Source organism: Nitrospira moscoviensis, assembly GCF_001273775.1.
Lineage (GTDB): Bacteria > Nitrospirota > Nitrospiria > Nitrospirales > Nitrospiraceae > Nitrospira_D > Nitrospira_D moscoviensis.
The window spans coordinates 4,048,124-4,067,828 of the sequence record NZ_CP011801.1; the positions used below are offsets into that span (position 1 = coordinate 4,048,124).

24 protein-coding genes and 3 tRNA genes are annotated in these 19,705 nt (G+C 62.1%); 13 read left to right on the top strand and 14 right to left on the bottom strand.

Annotated elements, in window-relative coordinates:
- The first annotated feature begins 11 nt into the window (after window positions 1–11).
- Window positions 12–794, top strand: a complete 783-nt coding sequence (locus NITMOv2_RS19735; protein ID WP_053381492.1) for an MCP four helix bundle domain-containing protein — start codon at window positions 12–14, stop codon at window positions 792–794.
- Here the strand turns inward: NITMOv2_RS19735 and NITMOv2_RS19740 are convergent.
- The 10 genes from NITMOv2_RS19740 to NITMOv2_RS19785 form a co-directional block, all read right to left on the bottom strand.
- Window positions 791–1,489 carry a pseudouridine synthase gene (locus NITMOv2_RS19740; RefSeq protein ID WP_053382173.1) on the bottom strand — a complete coding sequence of 233 codons (699 nt, stop codon included), beginning with the start codon at window positions 1,487–1,489 and terminating at the stop codon, window positions 791–793. The genes NITMOv2_RS19735 and NITMOv2_RS19740 overlap by 4 nt on opposite strands.
- Window positions 1,490–1,603: 114 nt before the next feature.
- The gene (gene speB, locus NITMOv2_RS19745; RefSeq protein WP_053381493.1) at window positions 1,604–2,536 is read right to left on the bottom strand and encodes an agmatinase; all 933 of its coding nucleotides are present in this window, start codon (window positions 2,534–2,536) and stop codon (window positions 1,604–1,606) included.
- Window positions 2,537–2,585: 49 nt separating this feature from the next.
- The gene (locus NITMOv2_RS19750) at window positions 2,586–3,155 is read right to left on the bottom strand and encodes a pyruvoyl-dependent arginine decarboxylase (RefSeq protein WP_053381494.1); all 570 of its coding nucleotides are present in this window, start codon (window positions 3,153–3,155) and stop codon (window positions 2,586–2,588) included.
- Window positions 3,156–3,310: 155 nt separating this feature from the next.
- The gene (locus tag NITMOv2_RS19755; RefSeq protein ID WP_053382174.1) at window positions 3,311–4,753 is read right to left on the bottom strand and encodes an aldehyde dehydrogenase family protein; all 1,443 of its coding nucleotides are present in this window, start codon (window positions 4,751–4,753) and stop codon (window positions 3,311–3,313) included.
- Between the two features lie 27 nt (window positions 4,754–4,780).
- The gene (locus tag NITMOv2_RS19760) at window positions 4,781–5,053 is read right to left on the bottom strand and encodes a hypothetical protein (protein ID WP_053381495.1); all 273 of its coding nucleotides are present in this window, start codon (window positions 5,051–5,053) and stop codon (window positions 4,781–4,783) included.
- Window positions 5,054–5,070: 17 nt separating this feature from the next.
- Window positions 5,071–5,715, bottom strand: a complete 645-nt coding sequence (locus NITMOv2_RS19765; RefSeq protein ID WP_053381496.1) for a thioredoxin domain-containing protein — start codon at window positions 5,713–5,715, stop codon at window positions 5,071–5,073.
- The gene (locus tag NITMOv2_RS19770; protein WP_053381497.1) at window positions 5,712–6,818 is read right to left on the bottom strand and encodes a deoxyhypusine synthase family protein; all 1,107 of its coding nucleotides are present in this window, start codon (window positions 6,816–6,818) and stop codon (window positions 5,712–5,714) included. Before NITMOv2_RS19770 ends, NITMOv2_RS19765 begins: the two co-directional genes overlap by 4 nt.
- A gap of 295 nt (window positions 6,819–7,113) precedes the next feature.
- Window positions 7,114–7,497, bottom strand: a complete 384-nt coding sequence (locus tag NITMOv2_RS19775; protein ID WP_053381498.1) for a type II toxin-antitoxin system VapC family toxin — start codon at window positions 7,495–7,497, stop codon at window positions 7,114–7,116.
- Window positions 7,494–7,703 (bottom strand): AbrB/MazE/SpoVT family DNA-binding domain-containing protein, encoded by a 210-nt coding sequence (locus NITMOv2_RS19780; RefSeq protein ID WP_053381499.1) that lies wholly within the window; start codon window positions 7,701–7,703, stop codon window positions 7,494–7,496. The genes NITMOv2_RS19775 and NITMOv2_RS19780 overlap by 4 nt, the downstream gene beginning before the upstream one ends.
- 444 nt (window positions 7,704–8,147) lie before the next feature.
- Window positions 8,148–8,225: transfer RNA gene (locus tag NITMOv2_RS19785), tRNA-Glu, on the bottom strand.
- A gap of 65 nt (window positions 8,226–8,290) precedes the next feature.
- On the opposite strand from NITMOv2_RS19785, the gene NITMOv2_RS19790 reads away from it, so the two are divergent.
- From NITMOv2_RS19790 to NITMOv2_RS19820, 8 genes are all read left to right on the top strand, one after another.
- Window positions 8,291–8,740: a hypothetical protein gene (locus tag NITMOv2_RS19790; RefSeq protein WP_145976447.1), complete on the top strand. Its 450-nt coding sequence runs from the start codon at window positions 8,291–8,293 to the stop codon at window positions 8,738–8,740.
- A 116-nt stretch (window positions 8,741–8,856) separates the two neighbouring features.
- The gene (locus NITMOv2_RS19795; RefSeq protein WP_053381501.1) at window positions 8,857–9,390 is read left to right on the top strand and encodes a hypothetical protein; all 534 of its coding nucleotides are present in this window, start codon (window positions 8,857–8,859) and stop codon (window positions 9,388–9,390) included.
- A 115-nt stretch (window positions 9,391–9,505) separates the two neighbouring features.
- On the top strand, window positions 9,506–9,931 hold the full coding sequence (locus NITMOv2_RS19800; RefSeq protein ID WP_053381502.1) for a DUF6941 family protein: 426 nt from the start codon (window positions 9,506–9,508) through the stop codon (window positions 9,929–9,931).
- 84 nt (window positions 9,932–10,015) lie between these two features.
- On the top strand, window positions 10,016–11,716 hold the full coding sequence (locus NITMOv2_RS19805; protein ID WP_053381503.1) for a glutamine--tRNA ligase/YqeY domain fusion protein: 1,701 nt from the start codon (window positions 10,016–10,018) through the stop codon (window positions 11,714–11,716).
- Window positions 11,717–11,836: 120 nt separating this feature from the next.
- Entirely contained in the window at window positions 11,837–12,172 is a 336-nt protein-coding gene (locus NITMOv2_RS19810) for a PilZ domain-containing protein (protein ID WP_053381504.1), read from the top strand.
- 59 nt (window positions 12,173–12,231) lie between these two features.
- On the top strand, window positions 12,232–12,435 hold the full coding sequence (locus NITMOv2_RS23040; RefSeq protein ID WP_083448236.1) for a DNA gyrase inhibitor YacG: 204 nt from the start codon (window positions 12,232–12,234) through the stop codon (window positions 12,433–12,435).
- A gap of 91 nt (window positions 12,436–12,526) precedes the next feature.
- Window positions 12,527–13,570: an NAD(P)-dependent alcohol dehydrogenase gene (locus NITMOv2_RS19815; RefSeq protein WP_053381505.1), complete on the top strand. Its 1,044-nt coding sequence runs from the start codon at window positions 12,527–12,529 to the stop codon at window positions 13,568–13,570.
- Window positions 13,571–13,687: 117 nt separating this feature from the next.
- Window positions 13,688–14,482 carry an ROK family protein gene (locus NITMOv2_RS19820; RefSeq protein WP_083448237.1) on the top strand — a complete coding sequence of 265 codons (795 nt, stop codon included), beginning with the start codon at window positions 13,688–13,690 and terminating at the stop codon, window positions 14,480–14,482.
- A gap of 22 nt (window positions 14,483–14,504) precedes the next feature.
- Here NITMOv2_RS19820 and NITMOv2_RS19825 read toward each other — a convergent pair.
- From NITMOv2_RS19825 to gltX, 3 genes are all read right to left on the bottom strand, one after another.
- Window positions 14,505–14,578: transfer RNA gene (locus NITMOv2_RS19825), tRNA-Gln, on the bottom strand.
- 50 nt (window positions 14,579–14,628) lie between these two features.
- Window positions 14,629–14,702 (bottom strand) — tRNA-Gln (locus NITMOv2_RS19830).
- 68 nt (window positions 14,703–14,770) lie between these two features.
- On the bottom strand, window positions 14,771–16,186 hold the full coding sequence (gene gltX / locus NITMOv2_RS19835) for a glutamate--tRNA ligase (protein ID WP_053381506.1): 1,416 nt from the start codon (window positions 16,184–16,186) through the stop codon (window positions 14,771–14,773).
- Window positions 16,187–16,285: 99 nt separating this feature from the next.
- On the opposite strand from gltX, the gene NITMOv2_RS19840 reads away from it, so the two are divergent.
- Window positions 16,286–16,987, top strand: a complete 702-nt coding sequence (locus tag NITMOv2_RS19840; RefSeq protein ID WP_053381507.1) for a ferredoxin--NADP reductase — start codon at window positions 16,286–16,288, stop codon at window positions 16,985–16,987.
- Window positions 16,988–17,041: 54 nt separating this feature from the next.
- Here NITMOv2_RS19840 and NITMOv2_RS19845 read toward each other — a convergent pair whose 3' ends face one another.
- Window positions 17,042–17,458 (bottom strand): 2Fe-2S iron-sulfur cluster-binding protein, encoded by a 417-nt coding sequence (locus NITMOv2_RS19845; protein WP_053381508.1) that lies wholly within the window; start codon window positions 17,456–17,458, stop codon window positions 17,042–17,044.
- A gap of 153 nt (window positions 17,459–17,611) precedes the next feature.
- Here NITMOv2_RS19845 and NITMOv2_RS19850 point away from each other — a divergent pair, with 153 nt between their 5' ends.
- Genes NITMOv2_RS19850 through iscU form a run of 3 tightly spaced genes read left to right on the top strand, consistent with a single transcriptional unit; the run spans window position 17,612 to window position 19,701 of the window.
- Window positions 17,612–18,049 (top strand): RrF2 family transcriptional regulator, encoded by a 438-nt coding sequence (locus NITMOv2_RS19850; RefSeq protein ID WP_187299287.1) that lies wholly within the window; start codon window positions 17,612–17,614, stop codon window positions 18,047–18,049.
- A complete protein-coding gene (locus NITMOv2_RS19855; RefSeq protein WP_053381510.1) occupies window positions 18,046–19,263 on the top strand; it encodes an IscS subfamily cysteine desulfurase in 1,218 nt (405 codons plus the stop codon). Before NITMOv2_RS19850 ends, NITMOv2_RS19855 begins: the two co-directional genes overlap by 4 nt.
- A gap of 27 nt (window positions 19,264–19,290) precedes the next feature.
- Window positions 19,291–19,701 carry a Fe-S cluster assembly scaffold IscU gene (gene iscU, locus NITMOv2_RS19860; protein WP_053381511.1) on the top strand — a complete coding sequence of 137 codons (411 nt, stop codon included), beginning with the start codon at window positions 19,291–19,293 and terminating at the stop codon, window positions 19,699–19,701.
- Window positions 19,702–19,705: the final 4 nt, after the last annotated feature.

Sequence of the window (19,705 nt, forward strand, 5' to 3'; positions counted from 1 at the left end):
CAAGGACGGCCGTGCGCCTGCTGAGTCGCTTCTCATTCTCCAGACCTACGGTTTCTCAACTGGTGATCAGCCTGCTGATCGCCGGGCTCGGCTGGTACAGCGGCCAGGCCTTGAGCCAGATCGACCAGGATTTGCGCATCATGTACACGGAATACACCCTCGGCGCGGCGGATCTGGCCCATATTTCCGCCGACGTGATTCGGTATCGCAATACGATCATCCGCGCCCTGGAGGCGCCCAGCGAGAAAGAATTCGAGCGCATCACCGAATCCCTGCCGGCCCAGCGGGCGCGCATCCAACATGCCGTCGATCGTTATGCCGCCGCGGGGTTGCGCGTCTCCCGAAGCGGCCGCAGCGAGCCGGAAGACATCGAAGCGGTGCGGCGCAGTCTCGATCAGTACTTCTCCGTCGCCAGCACCACGATCCAACTCCTGACGCAGGAGTGGAACGCCACGTCCCCGACGGAACGCGAGGCGCTGCGCCGAAAAGCCGAGGAGCATGCCTCGGACAACGGCGGTCCGAAAATGATCCAGGTCAGTTTGGCGCTCGACCGTCTGTTGGAGACGGTCGCCGACGTGGCGAAGGACATGCGGGATGAAGGGACCAGGACGATTCAATACAGCAGCACGCTCTTGGTCGGAGGAAGTTTCTTCATCGCCGCCTTGAATCTGCTGTTGGGCCGGCGCCGAACGCCGCCGGATCGTGAAGAACCGTCGGAGGTCGACGGGACGCCCGTGTCCGCCTCGCACGAGCCGCTGCCGCCTCGCGCGCCCCTGGAGAGCCACGCTCGTTAGGCATCGCGCCCTACCGCTTCCAGGAGTGTTTCCCGCTCCTCCTCCGTCAGCTCCTTCCACTGGCCGGGACCGAGGCCGGCGATGGTGATGTGCATGATCCGGACACGCTGGAGGCTCGTGACGCGATAGCCCAGCGCCTGGCACATGCGCCGGATCTGGCGGTTGCGCCCTTCGGTGAGGGTGATGCGGAACCGATTGCGGGACAGACGCCCCAGCCGGCAGGGCTTGGTCTGGCTGCCGAGAATCTCCACGCCGGCCGCCATCCGATCGAGAAACGCCCGGTCGAAGGGCCGGTCGACCTCGACCACATACTCGCGCTCATGCCCGAACTCCGTTCGGAGAATCTCGTTGACGATATCGCCGTCGTTGGTGAGTAAGATCAGGCCCGACGAATCTTTGTCCAGCCGGCCGATGGGGAAGATCCGTTCCGGATAGCCGATTTCCGCAATGATGTTCCGCTTCACGTGCGGTTCACTCGTCGTCGTGACGCCCACCGGCTTGTGATATTTCAGATAGACGGGAGCCTTGCCCCACGGAATCACCATGCCATCCCGAGCAACGACGTCCTGCGGGCTGACCTGATCGCCGAGTGTCGCCACCCGGCCGTTGATGGTGACCGCGCCGGATTCGATCAACCGATCCGCCTCGCGGCGCGAACAGATGCCATGTTCCGTGAAGAACTTATTGATCCGGATGGTACGAGGACGGTGATGAGTGCCGGGTGATGAGTGATGAGAAGAGTGCGACTCAGCCCGGGGCTTGTTCTTCATTGCAACTCATCACCCATCACGCATCACTGACCACTCCCGCTAATGGACGCGGCGGCCCGCGCGGATCCGACCGAGCATCCGGTAGATCAATCGGGCGACGGAAAATTGCGGAGCGACGAATCCGTCGATCGGCGCGATCTCGCTCACGTCCATGCCGACGATGCCGGGCCCGTTGGCGAGGGCCGTGATGAGATTCAACGTGTCGTACCAGCCCAGCCCGCCCGGCTCCGGCGTGCCGAGCGCCGGAACGATCGAGGCGTCGAGGCCGTCGCAGTCGAAGGTCAGGTAGACCGGCCCGCAGCAGGTGGCGACCACCTCGGGAATCCAGCGGAAGGCCTTGCCTTCGTAGGGCCCCGACGGGTCCAGGAGGCGGGCGGCGAAAAACGTCGTGATCCGTTCGTTTTTCTTGATGCGCTCGATTTCTTCGGGACTGATCGACCGGATGCCGACCTGCACGAGCCGATGGCCGTCGTCGACGACGCGCGCCATGACGCTGGCATGGCTGTAGGGATTGCCTTGATACGCGTCGCGCAGATCGCCGTGCGCGTCGATTTGCACGACACAGAGATTCGGGTAGTGCGTGGCATGCGCGCGGATGGCCCCCAGCGCCCCCGTATGTTCGCCGGTCAGGGTGAGGAGAAAGCGCCCGGTGCCGACATGCGGCGCGACAAAGGCCTCGATCGCCTCGACGGCCGCTTTGTCCACTTTTCCGTTCAGATCCAGCGGAGAGGCGGTGGCGATCCCGCCCCATTCGCGGAACGGCTCGCAATCCAATTGCTCGTCGTAGAATTCCACCTGACAGGAGGCCTCGATGATCGCCGATGGGCCGCGATCCGATCCTTGGATGTAACTGGAGGTATGCTCGTAGGGAGCCGGGAGCACGTAGACCCCGGCATGGTTCGGATGGCACCAGGGCTCGTCGAGCCCGAGAAAGTTGTGCTCTGGACCTTCCCAACCGGCCGGAAGCGTCATGACTCGTTCTACCACACCGCCTGGCGAAGCGGGAAATCGGGGCGAGCGCCTACCGGCGCGAGCGCTTGGGGAGATTCTCCTCCGGGATAAAGACGGCCAGCGCCACGACGGTGGTCCACTTGTTCGGCTTGCCGATGGCCGACTGGGTGATGTTCAGCGTCCGCACGATCTTGCCGCCCATTTTGAAGACCTGCTCGCGCTCTTTCCACGCGATGTTCGGATCGAATTCGACGCCGAGCGTCGTGGCCAACATTTGCGCGGCCAGATCCTCGGTGTACTCGCCGGTCTCCTCGTCGGTCTCCCCGTGCGCGTGATGCTCGGACAAGTAGCCGTAGGTGCGCCGGTCGGTGGGAATCGCGAGCCCGATGGAGGCGGAGACGAGCCGATTGCGCTCGTTGGTTTCTGAGCGCGCCATGACGCAGAACGTGATTTCACCGGGGTTCAACAGCTTCTCGCCGCGCTTGCGCGGGACGATCTTGCAATTGGGCGGAAGGATCGACGAGACGCTGACGAGATTACAGTACGCCACGCCGGCGCTCCGTAAGGCCTGCTCGAAGGAGGCGAGCTTCTCCTTGTGCACGCCCACACCCCTCGTGAGAAACATATGAGTAGGTACCATAGCCCTCCCCCTCAAGAGTGATGAGTGATCAGTGATAGGTGATGCGCGCTCTTCGACTCATCACTCATCACCCATCACTCTTCACTCCCCATGGCGCCGGGCCGCTGTTGTACCAAGAATGTTCCCGCTTCGCAATATCCGGAGAGGGATTTTCTTCAACGGGGCGCGCCCGGCTCCTTCAGATTCAGGACGAGCAGTTTCGGCTCGGTCATCTCTTCGATCGCCGAGGGGACGCCTTCCCGCCCGAGACCTGAATCCTTCACGCCCCCGTAAGGCATATGGTCGGCGCGAAAGGTGGGAATTTCGTTCGCCAGCACCGCGCCCACTTCCAACCGGCGGAACGCGTGGAAGATCCTGTTGATGTCCTGGGTAAAGACACCCGCTTGCAGCCCGTAATCGGATTGATTGAGGGCCTCAATGGCTTCGGTGAGCTGGCGGTAGGGCGTGACGGTGACCACCGGCCCGAACACCTCCTGGCAGGAGACCTTCATGTCGGGTTTGACGTTGGCAAGGACGGTGGCTTCGACGACGGAGCCCATGCGCTTGCCGCCCAGCAGCACGCGCGCCCCCTGCGCCACGGCTTCGCCGATCCAGCTTTCCACCCGCTGCGCCGCCGTCTGGTCGATCAACGGACCGACCACCGTGGCGTCGTCGGTGGGGTCGCCGGCCTTGAGGCGGGCCACCTGCATCAGGAGTTTGGTCGTGAAGAGATCGGCGATCGTATGGTGGGCGAAGATCCGCTGGACCGAGATGCAGGTCTGCCCCGCATAGCCGAACCCGCCGGTCGCGCACCGCTGCGCCGCCAGATCGAGATCGGCGTCCGGCTCGACGATCACCCCGGCGTTGCCGCCCAACTCCAGCGTGACCTTCTTCTTGCCGCTCTTGGCTTTGAGCATCCAGCCGACCGCGGCGCTGCCCGTGAAGCTCAGCATCTTGAAACGGGGATCGACGACGAGCCGCTCGGCCAACGCGTTGTCGCACGGCACGATGTTCAATCCGCCGGGCGGCAGCCCCGCCTCCAGCGCCACTTCGCCCAACAGCAACGCCGTGAGCGGCGTTTGGGGCGCGGGCTTGATGAGAATCGGATTGCCGGCGGCGAGCGCCGGCGCGACTTTGTGCGCGACGAGATTCAACGGAAAATTAAACGGCGTGATGCCGAGAATCGGCCCGATCGGAAAGCGCCGCAAGATGCCGAGATAGCCGTCGGTGTTGGGCGTCCAATCCAACGGCACGGCGTCGCCGGGAATCCGTCGAGCCTCCTCGGCGGCAACCGTAAAGGTCTGGACGGCGCGGCCGACCTCGCGCTTGGCGTCGGCGATCGGCTTGCCGGCCTCCGCCGTAATGGTAGCGGCGAACTCGTCGCGGCGGCGGTAGAGCAGCGCCGCGATCTGCTGGAGAACGTTGTAGCGGGCGTGGCTCGCCAGCGCCGCCATGGCCGCCGCCGCGTCCGCGGTCGAGGCGATCGCCTGCTCAATGTCCGCCTCCCCGGCTTGGGCGACCTCGGCCAGCACCTGCCCGTTGAAGGGATTGGTGACGCGAGCCGTCCGCTCGCTCTGTTTCCATTGACCGTGAACGAGAAATGGACGTGGTCCCTGCAAGGAAGCGCTCTCTTCAGCGCGCCGCACTTATTCGGTCGCTTCGACCGGCGCGGCGGATTCGACAGCGGGCTCCGCGGCTGCGGCGGCTTCTTGCGCCGCGACCGCCTTGGCGATCAGTTCGTCCGTGCCCCAGTCGCGCACCGCCTCCAGGGTGAAGCCTTCGTACGTCGACACTCCGTGGCAGGACGGGCAATCGGGCATGGGCACCTTGCGATAGAACACTTCGTTCAAACAGGACATGCACACCCAGAAGTCGTCGTCGCGATGCGAGACCGGCCAAAATGATTGCGTTGATGCCATAAGACGTTCCTACGTGGTTATGAGCGTGGTTGATGTGCTGCGAGCAGCCGATCGATTTCCTCGGCGAACATCTCGAACGGAAAGGCCCCCGGAATGGCGATCGCCGGATTGTTCTCGGTCGGCTCGCCGGCGGTCTGCATCAGAATGAATCCCGGGGTTCCATGGAATCCCCATCGATTGGCCTCCTGACGGTCCTCGAAGATGGAGTCGGTGTATTTGCCGCTCTTCAAACAGCGCTCGAACGCCGTCCGTTCCAAGCCGATGGCGCCGGCATGCCGGAGATACACCGTCTTGTCCAGGCGCCCCCCTTCGGCGAACAACCGATCGTGCATCGGCCAATACTTCCCCTGGGCGCCGGCGCAGCGCGCCGCGACCGCCGCCTCTACGCCCGGCCCCTGGTCTGCGCGCGGATAGTCGCGGTAGAGAAACCGCACTTTGCCGGTGTCGACATAGCGGGCCTGGATGCGCGGCCAGGTCTCCGTGAAAAATTTAAGACAGTAGCCGCACGTAAAGTCGGAGTACTCGATGAGCGTGACCGGGGCGTCGGCCTGTCCGCGGATCCGCCCGTCGGCCTCCGCCAAGTCCTTGGCCCACAACGCGGGCGCTCCGAGGAGCCCCGCCAGCATCACCGCCGAGAGCAACCGGGTACCGTACCGTTTCATACGCGACGCACCGAGGCGACCTTCTTTCTTTCCAACAGTCCCATCATCAAGAGCGGCCACACCACGGTGGCGTCGCTCAACACCTCCGCAAACCGCCCCCCTTCCTTCGGCGCCACGAACTTGCCCCAGGAGATCCCCTCCTGATAGGTGCAGCCGCTGAGCCCGCCCCAATAGTCGGGCTCGGGACAGATCCGGACGCCGTAATGGAAGCGCGGCGGTTTCACGTTGAGCCCCAGGCGAAGATTGCCGATCTCGATGTACGGCCCCACCTGCTGCGCCCAATTCCGCGGCACGCCGCCGCCGATGGTGAAGATGCCGAGTTTTTTCGCCGAGAGAATCTGGTCGGTGTAGCTGTTCAGGTCGAGGTACGGATTGAACGACGGGCAGGACCGATGGATCGCGCGGAGCACCGCCAGGTCGCCACCGTCGCCGGCCTGTGAGCGGGCCTGGTCGATCGCGCGGCCCATGGCCCAGGTGCCCACGTCCAAGCCCATTTCGGAATCGGTGAACGCCGGGATATAGACCGGCACGTGCTTCAGATACGCGCTCTTCAAAATGCCGTCGCCGTCGAACTGTTCGGCCAGGGTCTTGCCCAATTCGCGCGTGAGCACTTCCGACGAGAGCGGCTGGTCGTGATCCACCCGCTTCAGGGTCTGCGACACGACGTGCTCGACGTAATTCAAATTCGTCTCCATTTCGAGCGTGTCGTACACCCGATTGTAGCCCTTCTGGAACAGTTCTTCGTCGCTCATCGACGGGCGATGGCGATAGTGCGTCTTGCCCACCGATTCGCTCAACCCGTGCGCGATCAACGCGCCCGTCGAGATGATGCAGTGGACCATCCCCTCATCCACCATCGTGCTGATGATCTTGCCCATCTTGGCGATCGTCATCGCGCCGGACAAGGTCATCACCACCTTGCACTCCGGGTCGTTGACCATCGCCCACAACACATCGAAGGCCTCGCCGAGGCGGCGGCCGCCGAAGGCCGTCTTGCTCATGGCGACCAGCAGGTCGTCGAACGAGGAAATCTTGCGCGGGTCGAGCGGCTCGAGCGCCTCCAACCCGTCTTTCGCGCCGTCATGGAATTCGCGTGCTGCCATGGCACACCATCCTGCGAAGAAAATCTGAACGGTTATACACAACCGGCGATGGAGGCGTCAATGAAGTTGGAGCCGGATCGAGACACGAACGCGATGCGGAAGTGACGCGAACCGCATCCGACGAATGAACGCATGCACGGTCACATGGAATGTGCAACCGTCATCAGTCGCGGCACGGGTGAAATGCGGTCACGAAGGAGAGCTGCCGGAGAGCGCGCCAGTACGAGGAGACACGTTCCCGCGATTGTCTGCAATTTGCCTTCATCGAGCATCGGCCGCATGTTCATAACGGTCCCTAGCGCTTTGAAGAGGTGACATAGACCACTCCCGGAAGATCCTTCAGATCCGCATCCCCCGTAATCACCTCCGCCTTTTGGTCCTGGGCAGTGGCATACACGATGGCATCAGCCATCGCCAGGCCATGCCGGAGACTCACATCCGCAGCCAGAAACGCAATGGATTCTGTCAGGTGAACCACCCGCGTCGCATTGAGCCTTCCCGCGAACAACAACGCGGTCTCCTCCCCTCGCTCGCGTTTGACCTTCTTGTACACCTCGTACAGCACAATGGTCGGTGTGATGAGCTGAAACTTGGAAGTGAGATAGGCGGCATACCGGTCGGCTAGAGGGCCGTCTGTGAAGAATTCGATCCACGCACTGGAATCCAGGACGACCTTCACATCCTGTCTCTTTTCTCACGGAGATCGCTCGCGGACATCCCCTTGAGCGCCCCTCTCAGCGATGTCAGAGGTACTTCAGGCACCAGGGTAATGACCCCTCCCTTCTCCACCACCTGCATGCGCTGACTGGGTACGAGATGGAGCTTTTCCCGGACTTCCTTTGGAATGACAATTTGAAATTTCGGTGAAATCGTCGCTGTGGCCATGGCAAAGCCTCCTTACCAATTCATCATCGATCATAATATCGTCGTACGGCTCAGGTCAAGGGAATCGGCCGCTGAAAAATACTTCTCGCAGCCGAGCATCAACATGGAGAAGTTGAAGCTGAGTTGGACCAACGTGCCTCCATGATGATTGGCCGCATGCGTACTGACCGGGAACAGCCCATAGCGATCCACGACCGGCGTCGCAATGGAAGGTTCGGAGCGGCGCCGCGCTTTGGAGCAAGGGCCTGCCCTCCTGGGATACGCGCATCGATACGACGCAGATCTACACGATGATTCGACCGGCTCAATTGAGGCAGGCGGTGTCGTTTTACGAGAGCCGGCGAGGCTGATGCTGGCAGGTTTTCAGCGGGGCAGCGAAAACATGTTTGAGGAACATCCGAATGCTCCTCAAACCAGGAGTCTAAAACTTCAATAGAATCAAGGTGGTGGTCCCAACGGGATTCGAACCCGTGTTTAAGCCTTGAGAGGGCTCCGTCCTAGGCCAGGCTAGACGATGGGACCATCGAGAGGTTATGGCCGACGGTAGCACAAGGCCTTTTCCGTTTGCAATGATGGATCTCCCTATCTTGCCCCCTGCGCCAGCGTGGTTTATAACCCATGACGTGCACGATCGGCTCACCACGAGGTTCACGAAGGCCGTCGCCGTCGGCTTCGCCGCAGTTGTGCTCGGCAGCTTCGGATGCAGCGGAGCTCCCGTCGTGGCGGAGACGCCGCGCTGTCCCGATTCGGTCCACGCGACGGTGAGCCGTGCGAAACCGACCGTGACTCTGTCCTACACGGAGCCGACGGTCAATGCGGCCGGGACTCCGTTACAGGGACTCACGAAGACGACCATCTACTATGACGCGGGCACCGGACGAGTGCCGGCCAAGGAGGTTCCCGCGACAGGCCCGAGCGGAGGCGGAAGGGTTTCCGAGACCATCACGGTCCCGCTGGCGGATGGACAGGAAACGGTCGTCCGCATCTGCGTGACCGCGACGGACCGGCAAGGCAATGAAAGCGCGATGACGCCCTAGCCCGGCGTGGAGAGATCTTGACAGGGACCGCGCGGAAGCCTAGCCTGCCACCGGCCGCAGGCGCGCTCTCTTTTGACGGGTCAGTGACACCCTTCCGGTCAGATCCCGAGTGAGCGATGATGGACGAATCAGTGCATCCACGAAGCGCGGACCTTTCTCCCCGACCGGAGCCCGCCGGAGCCGGCCTTCAGAAGGTGGGACCGGAGCTGTTGATCGGTTCCAATATTTTCCGCAACACCAACGGGGTCGTAAAGATTGATGGGAAAGAGCAATTGGTGCTCGAGTACCGACCCGAGCAGGCGCTGCTGTGGCTGACCATCGATCTCTACGGCGAAGCCGGGGATCATATCGCCCATGTTCGCCGGAATCGCGTGGTGCTGAACCAGGGCGGACGCTTCAGCATCGAAAGCCGCGGGCCGGGTCCGGAGGGTGAACCGCCGTCGGTCCGTCTCTGGGACCAACAGTCCGGCGTCCTCGTCTGCGAAGCGAACGCGGTCGCCGAGAATAAAATACGGATCAGCGCGGGGAAATTCTATTCCCACAAGGGTCAGCCGGTCGAGATCACTCCTCACTACTGCCGCATCGGGTCCGGCACGGCACTGTTCGGCGACATCGTTGAGAGTCGAGGCGGGACCGTCGTGCTCGGCTAACCCCCCGACCTTCTGACGTAGCTCCCCCGGGCTTCCCCCTCTAGTGTGACCCTCCGCCGCAGACGGAAATCCTGGAACCAGTTGCGCAGGCCCCGGCATCTTATAGAATACTGCCATGGTCGAGATCATCAAGCCGACCGTCCAGGCGTTCCTGGTGTGCGACCAGGTGATCGAGGACAGCCTGACGAAGAAGAAAAGCCTGATCGGCATCTTCACGCATCTGCAGGCGGTGGCCTTTCCCTTCCAGCACCAGCAAATGGGCCTATACTTCTGCCTCACGGATGCGGAGGGCACGTACCATTTCGACATCGATTTGGTCTACCTGAACAACGAACAGCCGGTCTGCCGCGCCACCCTGCCCAACATCGCCATCGGCGACCGGTTACAGATTTCCGATTTCGGCATCAACATTCCCTCCCTGGTCTTTCCGGCGCCCGGACGGTACGAGTTCCGCCTGAAGATGGACGGGCACCTGATCGCGCAAAAGGACTTCCACGTGATCCAGATGCCGAGCCATCAGACGGCCGAACCGGGCTCCTAACCGGCCTTTCCCACTTCTCCCTCCCCTCGGTCTGTGATAGAACAACTACGTCCAAATGCCGCCTGTGAGCCGTAGACCCGACCGATGACGACACCGACTTCGTCCAGCCCTTCGGATTTCATCCGTGACATCGTGGCCGCGGACCGCGCCGCCGGCAAACACGAGGGCCGGGTGGTGACGCGATTTCCGCCGGAGCCGAACGGTTTCCTGCATATCGGCCATGCCAAATCCATCTGTCTGAATTTCGGCATCGCCGAGGAGAATCCGGGCGGCCGGTGCCATCTGCGCTTCGACGATACCAATCCGACGACCGAAGACCCGCGGTACGTCCGGGCGATTCAGGAGGACGTGCGGTGGCTGGGCTTCGATTGGCACGGCGACATGTTTTATGCGTCCGACTATTTCGAGCAGTTGTACGACTACGCGGTGCGCTTGATCCGAAAAGGCAAAGCCTACGTCGACAGCCTCACGGCGGAGCAGATGCGGGAATACCGCGGGACGCTCACCGAGGCCGGCAAGGACAGCCCCTATCGCACCCGCTCGGTGGACGAGAATCTCGACCTCTTTGCCCGCATGCGCGCAGGCGAATTCGCCGACGGCGCCCACGTCCTGCGCGCCAAAATCGACATGGCCTCGCCCAACATCAATCTGCGCGATCCGGTGCTGTACCGCATCCGGCACGCGGCACACTACCGCACCGGCACCGCGTGGTGCATGTACCCATCGTACGACTATGCCCACCCGCTGTCGGACGCGATCGAGGGGATCACCCATTCGCTCTGCACGCTGGAGTTCGAGGACCACCGCCCGCTCTACGATTGGGTGGTGGCGGAAACCGGCGCGCCCCATCGCCCGCAACAGATCGAGTTTGCCCGGCTCAACCTGACGTTCGCCGTGATGAGCAAGCGCAAGCTGCTCGAGCTGGTCGAGAAGAAGCTGGTGAACGGCTGGGATGATCCACGGCTGCCCACGTTGAAAGGGCTCCGCCGGCGCGGCTACACCCCGGAAGCCATCCGGGCGTTCTGCGACCACATCGGCGTCGCCAAACGCGACGCCGTCGTCGAGATGCAGCTGTTGGAGCATTTCATCCGGGAGGACCTGAACAAGCGGGCGCCGCGTGTCATGGCCGTCTTGAAGCCGCTCAAGGTCGTTCTCGACAACTATCCGGAAGGTCAGGTCGAGGAGATGGAGGCCGTCAACAATCCCGAGGACCCGGCGGCCGGAACGAGAACGGTCCTGTTTTCACGGGTGCTGTACATCGATCAGGACGACTTCCGGGAAGATCCGCCGAAGCAGTTCTACCGCCTGGCGCCCGGCCGTGAGGTGCGCCTGCGCTACGGCTACATCGTCAAGTGCGTCGGCGTGACGAAAGATCCCGCGACAGGGAGGATAACGGAGCTGCATTGCACCTATGATCCGGAGACCAAGAGCGGATCGTCGCAGGAGCAACGGAAAGTGAAGGCCACGATTCATTGGGTGTCCGCCTCCCATGCGATCGAGGCGGAAGTCCGCCTCTACAATCCGCTGCTCGTGACGGACGCCGCCAAGATCCCCCCCGATCACGATTGGACCCTGTACCTCAATCCGCAGTCGCTGGAGCGCCTCACCGGCTGCCTGGTGGAGCCGAGCCTCCGGACGGCGCAGCCCGGCGCCCGGTTCCAATTCGAGCGGCAAGGGTATTTCTGCGTCGACGCGGATTCGACACCCGGCCGGCCTGTCTTCAACCGCACGGTCTCGCTCAAAGACGCCTGGGCCAAGATCGAGAAGACCCGACAAACGGGATAGCGGGATAACGGGGCAACATTACCCCGCTACCCCCTTACCCCGCTGCAGGGTTTCCAAGTAATGCATGCCTGCCGGAGAGTCTTGGTCTATCCTGTGACAGGAATACCTCCGGAGGCTGCCATGATCGAATGCCGGGAACATCCGCGGATCCCGCTCGAGCTCCAAGTGTTTTTTTCCACCGCCGGCCATACCGAGATCCGTGAAGGGACGACCTTCGACATTTCCGCCGGCGGCTGTGCGGTCACCAGCTCCACCCCGGTGAATCCGGGGGCGGGCGTCAGGCTGTTGATCCGCGCGACCGACCTCGGATCGCCGATCACGGTCCACGCCGCGTCCGTGCGATGGGCCCGCTATGGCGAGTTCGGCGTGGAATTTTTGAACCTCACCGACTTGGATCGGAGCCGTCTCAGCCGGCTCTTGCATGTCGTAGCGCCGCGCTCCTCACCGCGGAACTGACAGGCTCGCCGGCCGGAACAGCGGTTCTCTCCTCCGCCGCGGCGATGGTACACTGAAACATGCAGTGCCCCGTCTGCCGCCGTTCCACCACGTGGACCGACAATCCTTGGCGTCCCTTTTGCTGCGAGCGGTGCCAGCTGATCGACCTCGGCACCTGGGCGGCGGAGGGATATCGGATTCCCGGCTCTTCCCTCACTGCGGATGCGTCACCACGCCAGGCCGACAAAGAGGAGCAATCGGACGACGCGCCGTCCGAACGCTGACGCAATTCTCCGACCCCGGGTCTTTTCGTAGTTGGCAAGTTTCGCGGAACTTGCTAAGGTCTGGCTTCCCGACGTCTGGAGCGCGCCTTCCATGATCCCTACGAAGGGCTATGCCGCCATGGCGGCCAAGGCTCCGCTTGAGCCCTTTTCATTCGAGCGGCGGGCTGTCGGTCCTCATGACGTGCTGATCGTCATTTCACATTGCGGTATCTGCCATTCCGACATCCATCAAGCGCGGAACGAATGGGGCGGCTCGCTCTTCCCGATGGTGCCGGGCCATGAAATTGTCGGCGTCGTGAGCCAGGTGGGGCAGGCGGTGACGCGGTTTCGCAGCGGCGACCGCGCCGGCGTGGGCTGCTTCGTCGATTCCTGCCGATCCTGCGCCGCATGCCGTGAAGGGGAAGAGCAATACTGCGAAGACGGCCTGGTGCTGACCTATAGCGGACGGGATCGAAGCGGGGCCGTCACCCAAGGCGGGTACTCGACGCAGATCGTCGTCGACGAGCGCTACGTGTTGCGCATGCCGAAGGGGCTGTCGCCGGCCGGCGCGGCGCCGCTGCTCTGTGCCGGCATCACGACCTACTCGCCGCTCCGCGAGTGGGGCGTGGGGAAATATCATAAGCTGGCGGTGGTGGGCCTGGGCGGCCTCGGTCACATGGCGGTCAAAATTGCGAAGGCGCTCGGCACCGAAGTGACCGTCTTGAGCACCAGCGGCCGGAAACGGGCGGATGCGCTGCGCTGGGGCGCCTCGGAGTTCGCCGTCACGTCCCAGCCCGACACATTCAAAAAGCTGGCGCGGCGGTTCGATTTCATTCTCGATACCGTGTCCGCGCCCCATGATTACAACGCTTACCTCAACTTATTGAGAACCGACGGCACGCTGATCCTCGTCGGCGCCCCGGAGAAAGCCTGGCCGCTGGAGCCCTTTCCCCTCATCCTGCACCGGCGCCGCATCGCCGGGTCCCTGATCGGCGGCATCAAAGAAACCCAGGAGATGCTCGATTTCTGCGCCGAGCACCGGATCGAATCGGACGTCGAAGTGATTCCTATCCGGCAGGTGAACGAGGCGTATGACCGGGTCGTCCGCGGCGATGTCCGTTACCGCTTCGTGATCGACCTGAGCTCGCTGGCGTAAGTCCTGCACTCCTTTCCTCGTCCTCCATTCAGACAAGAGAAACGGCCGACCATGCTGCGTCACGCAAGACAAACTGTCCCCTCGAAGGGACAAACCGCCCCCGAAGCGCCTGCGCATATGCCGCCGCCCAAAGCGGCCGGCACGCGGGCCGCCAAAACATCCGCCAGACCCGACGGGGAGCCGGTACGGACGTTGGTGATCGATGTCGGAGCCAGCGGCATTAAGGCGACGCTGCTGAACGATCTCGGCCGCCCGGTAGGTGAGCGGGTCCGGCGCGAAACGCCTCCCTCCGGCATGCCGGGCGAAGTGATGGATACCGTCGTGGCGCTGGCCAAACACTTCGAGCCCTTCGATCGGGTGGCGGTCGGCTTCCCCGGCGTGATCGTCGACGGGATCGTGAAGGAGGCGCCGAACTTGGCGCCGGAGTGGCAGGACTTCAACATCGCCGAGGTGCTCCAGGCGCGGCTGAAGAAGCCGGTCCGCGTCGCGAACGACGCCGACGTGCAGGGATTCGGCGCCATTGCGGGGACCGGGGTCGAGCTGGTCGTCACGTTGGGGACCGGCGTCGGTACCTCGCTCTTTGTCGACGGACGCCTCGTGCCGAATCTGGAGATCGGCGCGAGGAAATTGCGCGACAAGGCACTCAAAAAAGTCGGCAAGGAGAAGTGGAATAAGCGTGTCGCGAAGTTCGTGCGCAAGCTCGACGGCATCTTCCACTTTACCCGGCTCTACATCGGGGGCGGGAATTCCCGCGAGGTCGACGTGAGCCTCCTGCCGGCGAACGTGACCATCGTCTCGAATGTGAACGGCTTGGTCGGCGGCCTCGCGCTCTGGCGGGACGGGGCCCAAGGGCCGGTGAACGGGCGGAGTTCAGCCGGGCAGGAGAAAGCAGAAGACCGGACCGCGGCGTGAGCGGGGGAGGCTATCGGTAAAGTGGCTGGGGGACTAGGAATCGAACCTAGGTAGCCAGCTCCAAAGGCTGGCGTCCTACCGCTAGACGATCCCCCAGCGCGGTATGGCGGCACATCGCAGAGGTGGGGCTCGAAGGAAAAGAAAATTGGCTGGGGGACTAGGAATCGAACCTAGGTAGTCAGATCCAGAGACTGACGTCCTACCGCTAGACGATCCCCCAACCGAGGATCACAGTAATATAAGGGTCGGCGGTCAGTCAAGATCAGCGGCGGGTGACAACGTCTTCGCTCACGATCGCGAGGCGCGCTCGACGCCCCGGCGCAATCGAAAGAGCGTTCGCTCCCGGCCCAACACCTCCATCACGTCGAACAGACCGGGGCTCGCGGTCCGGCCGGTCAGCGCGACGCGCACCGGCTGGGCGAGCTGGCCCATTTTCAGCCCCTCGGCTTCCACCAGCTTCTTGAAGCTCTCTTCCCATTCCTGTTTCGCAAACTCGGGGAAGGCTTCGAAGCGATCGAGCAGCTTTGCCAAAGCGGGAGCGACGGAAGGCGTGAGGAACTTCTTGGCCGCCTCTTCGTCGAATGCCACCGCCTGCCCGAAGTAGGGTTTCACCCATTCGACCATTTCGACGAGCGTCTTTGTGCGCTCTCTGACCAGTACGACGAGCCGGGCCAGCCATTCCTGGGGTACAGCCCGGACTTCTTCTTTGAGTCCTGCTGCCTCTAGCAGAGGCACGAGCGCTTCGATCACTCGATCGGGCGGGCTGGTTTTAATGTATTCCGCGTTCATCCAGAGCAACTTGTCCGGATTGAACACGGCGGGAGAGGTCTGGACATTCTTCCAGGAAAACTTTTCGATCAGCTCCTGCCGCGTGAACAGTTCCTGGTCGCCATAGGACCAGCCCAGCCGCACCAAATAATTGACCATCGCCTCCGGCAGATACCCCATGTCGCGGTAGGCCATGATCGAGGTGGCCCCGTGCCGTTTGGACAGCCGGGCCTTGTCGGACCCGAGAATCATCGGCAGGTGCCCGAAGCGCGGCACGGCAAACCCGAGCGCCTCGAAGATCGGCACTTGCCGGGGCGTATTGGTGAGGTGATCGTCGCCGCGGACTACGTGGGTGATGTTCATGAGCGCATCGTCCACGACGACGGAAAAATTGTACGTGGGGTAGCCGTTCGAGCGCAGGATAATGAGGTCATCCAGCACCGCATTGTCGAAGACGACCTCGCCTTTGATCAAATCGTCGATCACGGTCTGGCCTTCTTGTGGGGCTTTGAACCGCAAGGCCGCTTCTCCGGTGGGATTGCTGATGCCGAGCGCCCGGCAGCGGCCGTCGTACCGGGGCGACAGCCCCCTCGCCTCCGCTTCTTTCCGCCGGGCTTCGAGCTCTTCCGCCTTGCAGACGCACCAGTAGGCCTGGCCGGTTTCCAACAATTGCATCGCGTGACTCCGATAGAGCTCCATCCGCTCCGTCTGGCGGAACGGCCCTTCATCCCAATCGAGTCCGACCCATTGCATGCCTTCGATGATGGCCTGGATGGATGCGTCGGTCGAGCGGCTCTGGTCGGTGTCTTCGATGCGGAGAATGAATCGGCCGTGCTGTTGGCGCGCAAACAGCCAATTGAACAGCGCCGTGCGGACGCCGCCGATATGCAGAAAGCCGGTGGGACTGGGCGCGAAGCGAACGCGGACTTGTGTCATAGCGAGTTCCGTCACGGCAAAGGCCGGTATCTATAGCACGCAGCGAAAAGTATTGTACAGGAGCAGGCCTTCTGCTATGAGTGCGGTCATCGGATCGTTATGGCGGAACTGACGCAGCCTGCGACAGTCCTCTCGGTCACCGATCTCACGCCGAACGTCCGCCAACTCGTCATTCTCCCCAAAGAACAGAAGCTCGCCTATCAGCCGGGGCAGTGGGTCTCGCTCAAGCTCCCGGTCGGCGTGCATCCGCCGCTCAATCGAGCCTACTCCCTGGCGGCTCCGGCTTCACCGTCCGGCGAGATGACGCTCGTCTTCGATCGTGTGCCCGACGGCATGGGGTCCGGCTATCTGTATCAGGCCAAACCGGGTGACGAGCTGTTTCTCTCCGGCCCCCACGGCGCTTTCACGCTGCCGCAGCCGAACGGTAAGGAACTGCTGCTGATCGGCCGCTACACCGGGCTGGTGCCGCTGCGGTGCATGCTGAAAGCGCTGTATGCGCATCGCGACCGCTCCCCGATTCTGTTGATCGCAATCGGTCCGGCAGAGGGGGAACTGCTGTATCACGAGGAGTTTCTCTCGCTGGCTATGACGCACCCCTCGTTTCGCTACCTGCCCCTCGTGGCCACCGATGACGAGGCGGCCGTCGCCTTGACCGTCGGCATGCTGCGGCCGTTGATCGACGGCAAACCGCACGTGCTTCCCCTGCTTTGCGGCAGGAAAGGATTCGTGCGGCCGCTGCGAGCCTATTTCATGGAAGCGGGGTACGACCGGAAAGAGGTGAAGACCGAAACGTACGACTAGAGATCATGAGTCATCGGTCATTGGTCATCAGAGACAACGATGACCGATGACTCTTTAATGTCCTTCTTTGACCAGATTCTTGTTCACCGCCGGGATTTCCACCACGATGTCCTTCGTCCCGTTCGGCACACATTGGCAGCCGAGCCGTGACTGGAGTGTGGTCATCGGAGCCTCGTCCAACTGATCGAACTCATCATCGGTGCCTTCGTTACAGGTTTCCAACCCCTGCTTGACGACCACATGGCAGGTCGAACAAGCACAGACCCCGCCGCACACATGTTCCAGTTCCACTCCATTCCCCATCGCGATATCGAGGATACTGCCCGGCAGCCCGGTCGATCCATATGGAATCTTGGCCGGATCGACCGCCACCTTGGTGACTTGCCCGTTCGGAGCTATGTATGTGACGGTATACGTGGTTTTCGGCAGCTCGTAGTCCGTCTTCTCAATATAAGGGTTGGTTCCACCCATATCCGGTCCTTTCTTCAGCGACTGTATTGACAGTGTTCAAAATACCGTGCTATCTTTATTCCGACCTTATTGATCGGAGATCATTATAGTCTCCGATCCAAGAGATCGGCAATAGCAATGTTGAAGATTTCGAAAAAAGCAGACTACGCCCTCATGGCTCTCCAGCACATTGCCTCCGTGCAGTTCGGCGACGTGACGCCGGGCCGCGTAGTCAATACGAAAGAGATCGCCGAGGAATACAACATCCCCCTCGAACTGCTGGCGAAGGTGCTCCAGACCCTCGCGAAGAACGGCCTGATCGAAAGCCATAACGGTCCCAAGGGCGGCTATCTCCTCGCTCGGCGCACCAGCGATATCACGATCGCACAGATTCTTGAAGGCATCGAAGGGCCGCTGGGCCTCACGGATTGTTCCCATGAAAAGGAAGGGGAGCTGTGTTTGCAGCGGGAACACTGCAACATCCGCACGCCCCTCCTCAAGGTGCAAGACAGTATCTATCAGTTGCTCAACAACATGACGCTGCAGGACATGATGGGCGGCACGCCGCTGATCACGATCCAGTCTGCCACGCCACAAGGAGTCGCACGATGAAGCTGCCGATTTTCCTGGATAACCATTCGACCACTCCGATGGACCCGCGTGTCTTGGAGGCGATGCTGCCTTATTTCGTCGAAAAGTTCGGCAACGCCGCCAGCCGCAATCACTCGTTCGGCTGGGCCGCGGAAGAAGCGGTCGAGCAGGCACGCAAGCAGATCGCGAAGCTGATCAACGCCGATCCCAAAGAAATCGTCTTTACCAGCGGGGCGACGGAGTCCGACAACCTGGCGCTCAAGGGCGTCCTGGAGATGTACAAGGAGAAGGGCGCCCACATCATCACCTCCTCCACCGAGCACCGCGCCGTCCTCGATACCGCCAAGTCGCTGGAAGCCAAGGGACTCGCCACGGTGACTTACCTGCCGGTGGACAAGCAGGGCATGGTGAATCCGCAGGACGTGCGAAACGCCATCACGGACAAGACGATCTTGATCTCCGTCATGCTGGCCAACAACGAGATCGGCACGATCAACCCCGTGAAGGAAATCGGCAAGATTGCCAAGGAAAAAGGCGTGCTGTTCCACTGCGACGCCACGCAGGGCGTCGGCAAGATCCCGGTCAACGTGCAGGACATGGGCATCGACCTCATGTCATTCTCGGCTCATAAGATCTATGGGCCCAAAGGGGTCGGCGCGCTCTACGTTCGGAAGAAGGCCCCCCGGGTCCGGATCGCCGCCCAGATGGACGGCGGCGGCCACGAACGAGGTATGAGATCCGGCACGCTGCCCGTCCCGCTCATCGTCGGGTTCGGCAAGGCCTGTGAGATCTGCGAGCAGGAAATGCCGACGGAGTCGGTCCGTATCGCGGCTATGCGCGACCGCCTGGAAACCGGCATTATGAAAGCCCTGGAAGAGAGCTATCTGAACGGCCATCCGACCCAGCGCTTGCCAGGCAATCTCAATATTTCCTTCGCCTACGTCGAAGGCGAATCGCTGCTGATGGGCATGAAAGACATTGCGCTGTCGTCGGGGTCGGCCTGCACATCGGCTACCCTGGAGCCCTCCTACGTCCTGCGTGCGCTCGGAGTGGGCACCGAGCTGGCCCATTCCTCAATCCGTTTCGGGATCGGCCGGTTCAACACGGAAGACGAGATTGACTACACGATCAAGAAGGTTATTGAAGTCGTCACCAAGCTGCGCGAAATGTCGCCGTTGTATGAGATGGCGAAGGAAGGCATCGACCTGAAATCAGTCCAGTGGGCGGCCCACTGACCTGGATACCCAAGAGGAGGATGGACCATGGCCTATAGCGATAAAGTCGTCGACCATTTCAACAACCCCCGCAACATGGGGAGCTTCAAGAAGGACGATGCGGACGTCGGCACCGGCATCGTCGGCGCGCCGGAATGCGGCGACGTGATGAAGCTCCAGATCAAGGTGCAGAACGATACGATCGTCGACGCCAAGTTCAAGACCTTCGGCTGCGGGTCGGCCATCGCCAGCTCGAGCTTGGCGACTGAATGGCTCAAGGGCAAGACGCTCGAAGAGGCGCAGAAGATCAAGAACACCGACATCGTGCAGGAACTGAACCTCCCGCCGGTGAAGATCCACTGTTCCGTCCTGGCGGAAGACGCCATCAAGGCGGCCTTGTCGGACTACAAGAAAAAGGCCGAGACTCAGACCGAAGTCCAAACGGCCGAGGCCAAGTAAACGA

What these genes read in the sequence shown, in the direction of transcription:
- speB (WP_053381493.1), bottom strand. Translation starts at nt 2,536, where the DNA reads ATGACGCTTCCGGCCGGTTGGGAAGGTCCAGAGCACAACTTTCTCGGG.
- NITMOv2_RS19750 (WP_053381494.1), bottom strand. Translation starts at nt 3,155, where the DNA reads ATGGTACCTACTCATATGTTTCTCACGAGGGGTGTGGGCGTGCACAAG.
- NITMOv2_RS19760 (WP_053381495.1), bottom strand. Translation starts at nt 5,053, where the DNA reads ATGGCATCAACGCAATCATTTTGGCCGGTCTCGCATCGCGACGACGAC.
- NITMOv2_RS19765 (WP_053381496.1), bottom strand. Translation starts at nt 5,715, where the DNA reads ATGAAACGGTACGGTACCCGGTTGCTCTCGGCGGTGATGCTGGCGGGG.
- NITMOv2_RS19770 (WP_053381497.1), bottom strand. Translation starts at nt 6,818, where the DNA reads ATGGCAGCACGCGAATTCCATGACGGCGCGAAAGACGGGTTGGAGGCG.
- NITMOv2_RS19780 (WP_053381499.1), bottom strand. Translation starts at nt 7,703, where the DNA reads ATGGCCACAGCGACGATTTCACCGAAATTTCAAATTGTCATTCCAAAG.
- NITMOv2_RS19795 (WP_053381501.1), top strand. Translation starts at nt 8,857, where the DNA reads ATGATGGACGAATCAGTGCATCCACGAAGCGCGGACCTTTCTCCCCGA.
- NITMOv2_RS19800 (WP_053381502.1), top strand. Translation starts at nt 9,506, where the DNA reads ATGGTCGAGATCATCAAGCCGACCGTCCAGGCGTTCCTGGTGTGCGAC.
- NITMOv2_RS19805 (WP_053381503.1), top strand. Translation starts at nt 10,016, where the DNA reads ATGACGACACCGACTTCGTCCAGCCCTTCGGATTTCATCCGTGACATC.
- NITMOv2_RS19810 (WP_053381504.1), top strand. Translation starts at nt 11,837, where the DNA reads ATGATCGAATGCCGGGAACATCCGCGGATCCCGCTCGAGCTCCAAGTG.
- NITMOv2_RS23040 (WP_083448236.1), top strand. Translation starts at nt 12,232, where the DNA reads ATGCAGTGCCCCGTCTGCCGCCGTTCCACCACGTGGACCGACAATCCT.
- NITMOv2_RS19815 (WP_053381505.1), top strand. Translation starts at nt 12,527, where the DNA reads ATGATCCCTACGAAGGGCTATGCCGCCATGGCGGCCAAGGCTCCGCTT.
- NITMOv2_RS19820 (WP_083448237.1), top strand. Translation starts at nt 13,688, where the DNA reads ATGCCGCCGCCCAAAGCGGCCGGCACGCGGGCCGCCAAAACATCCGCC.
- gltX (WP_053381506.1), bottom strand. Translation starts at nt 16,186, where the DNA reads ATGACACAAGTCCGCGTTCGCTTCGCGCCCAGTCCCACCGGCTTTCTG.
- NITMOv2_RS19840 (WP_053381507.1), top strand. Translation starts at nt 16,286, where the DNA reads ATGGCGGAACTGACGCAGCCTGCGACAGTCCTCTCGGTCACCGATCTC.
- NITMOv2_RS19845 (WP_053381508.1), bottom strand. Translation starts at nt 17,458, where the DNA reads ATGGGTGGAACCAACCCTTATATTGAGAAGACGGACTACGAGCTGCCG.
- NITMOv2_RS19850 (WP_187299287.1), top strand. Translation starts at nt 17,612, where the DNA reads ATGGCTCTCCAGCACATTGCCTCCGTGCAGTTCGGCGACGTGACGCCG.
- NITMOv2_RS19855 (WP_053381510.1), top strand. Translation starts at nt 18,046, where the DNA reads ATGAAGCTGCCGATTTTCCTGGATAACCATTCGACCACTCCGATGGAC.
- iscU (WP_053381511.1), top strand. Translation starts at nt 19,291, where the DNA reads ATGGCCTATAGCGATAAAGTCGTCGACCATTTCAACAACCCCCGCAAC.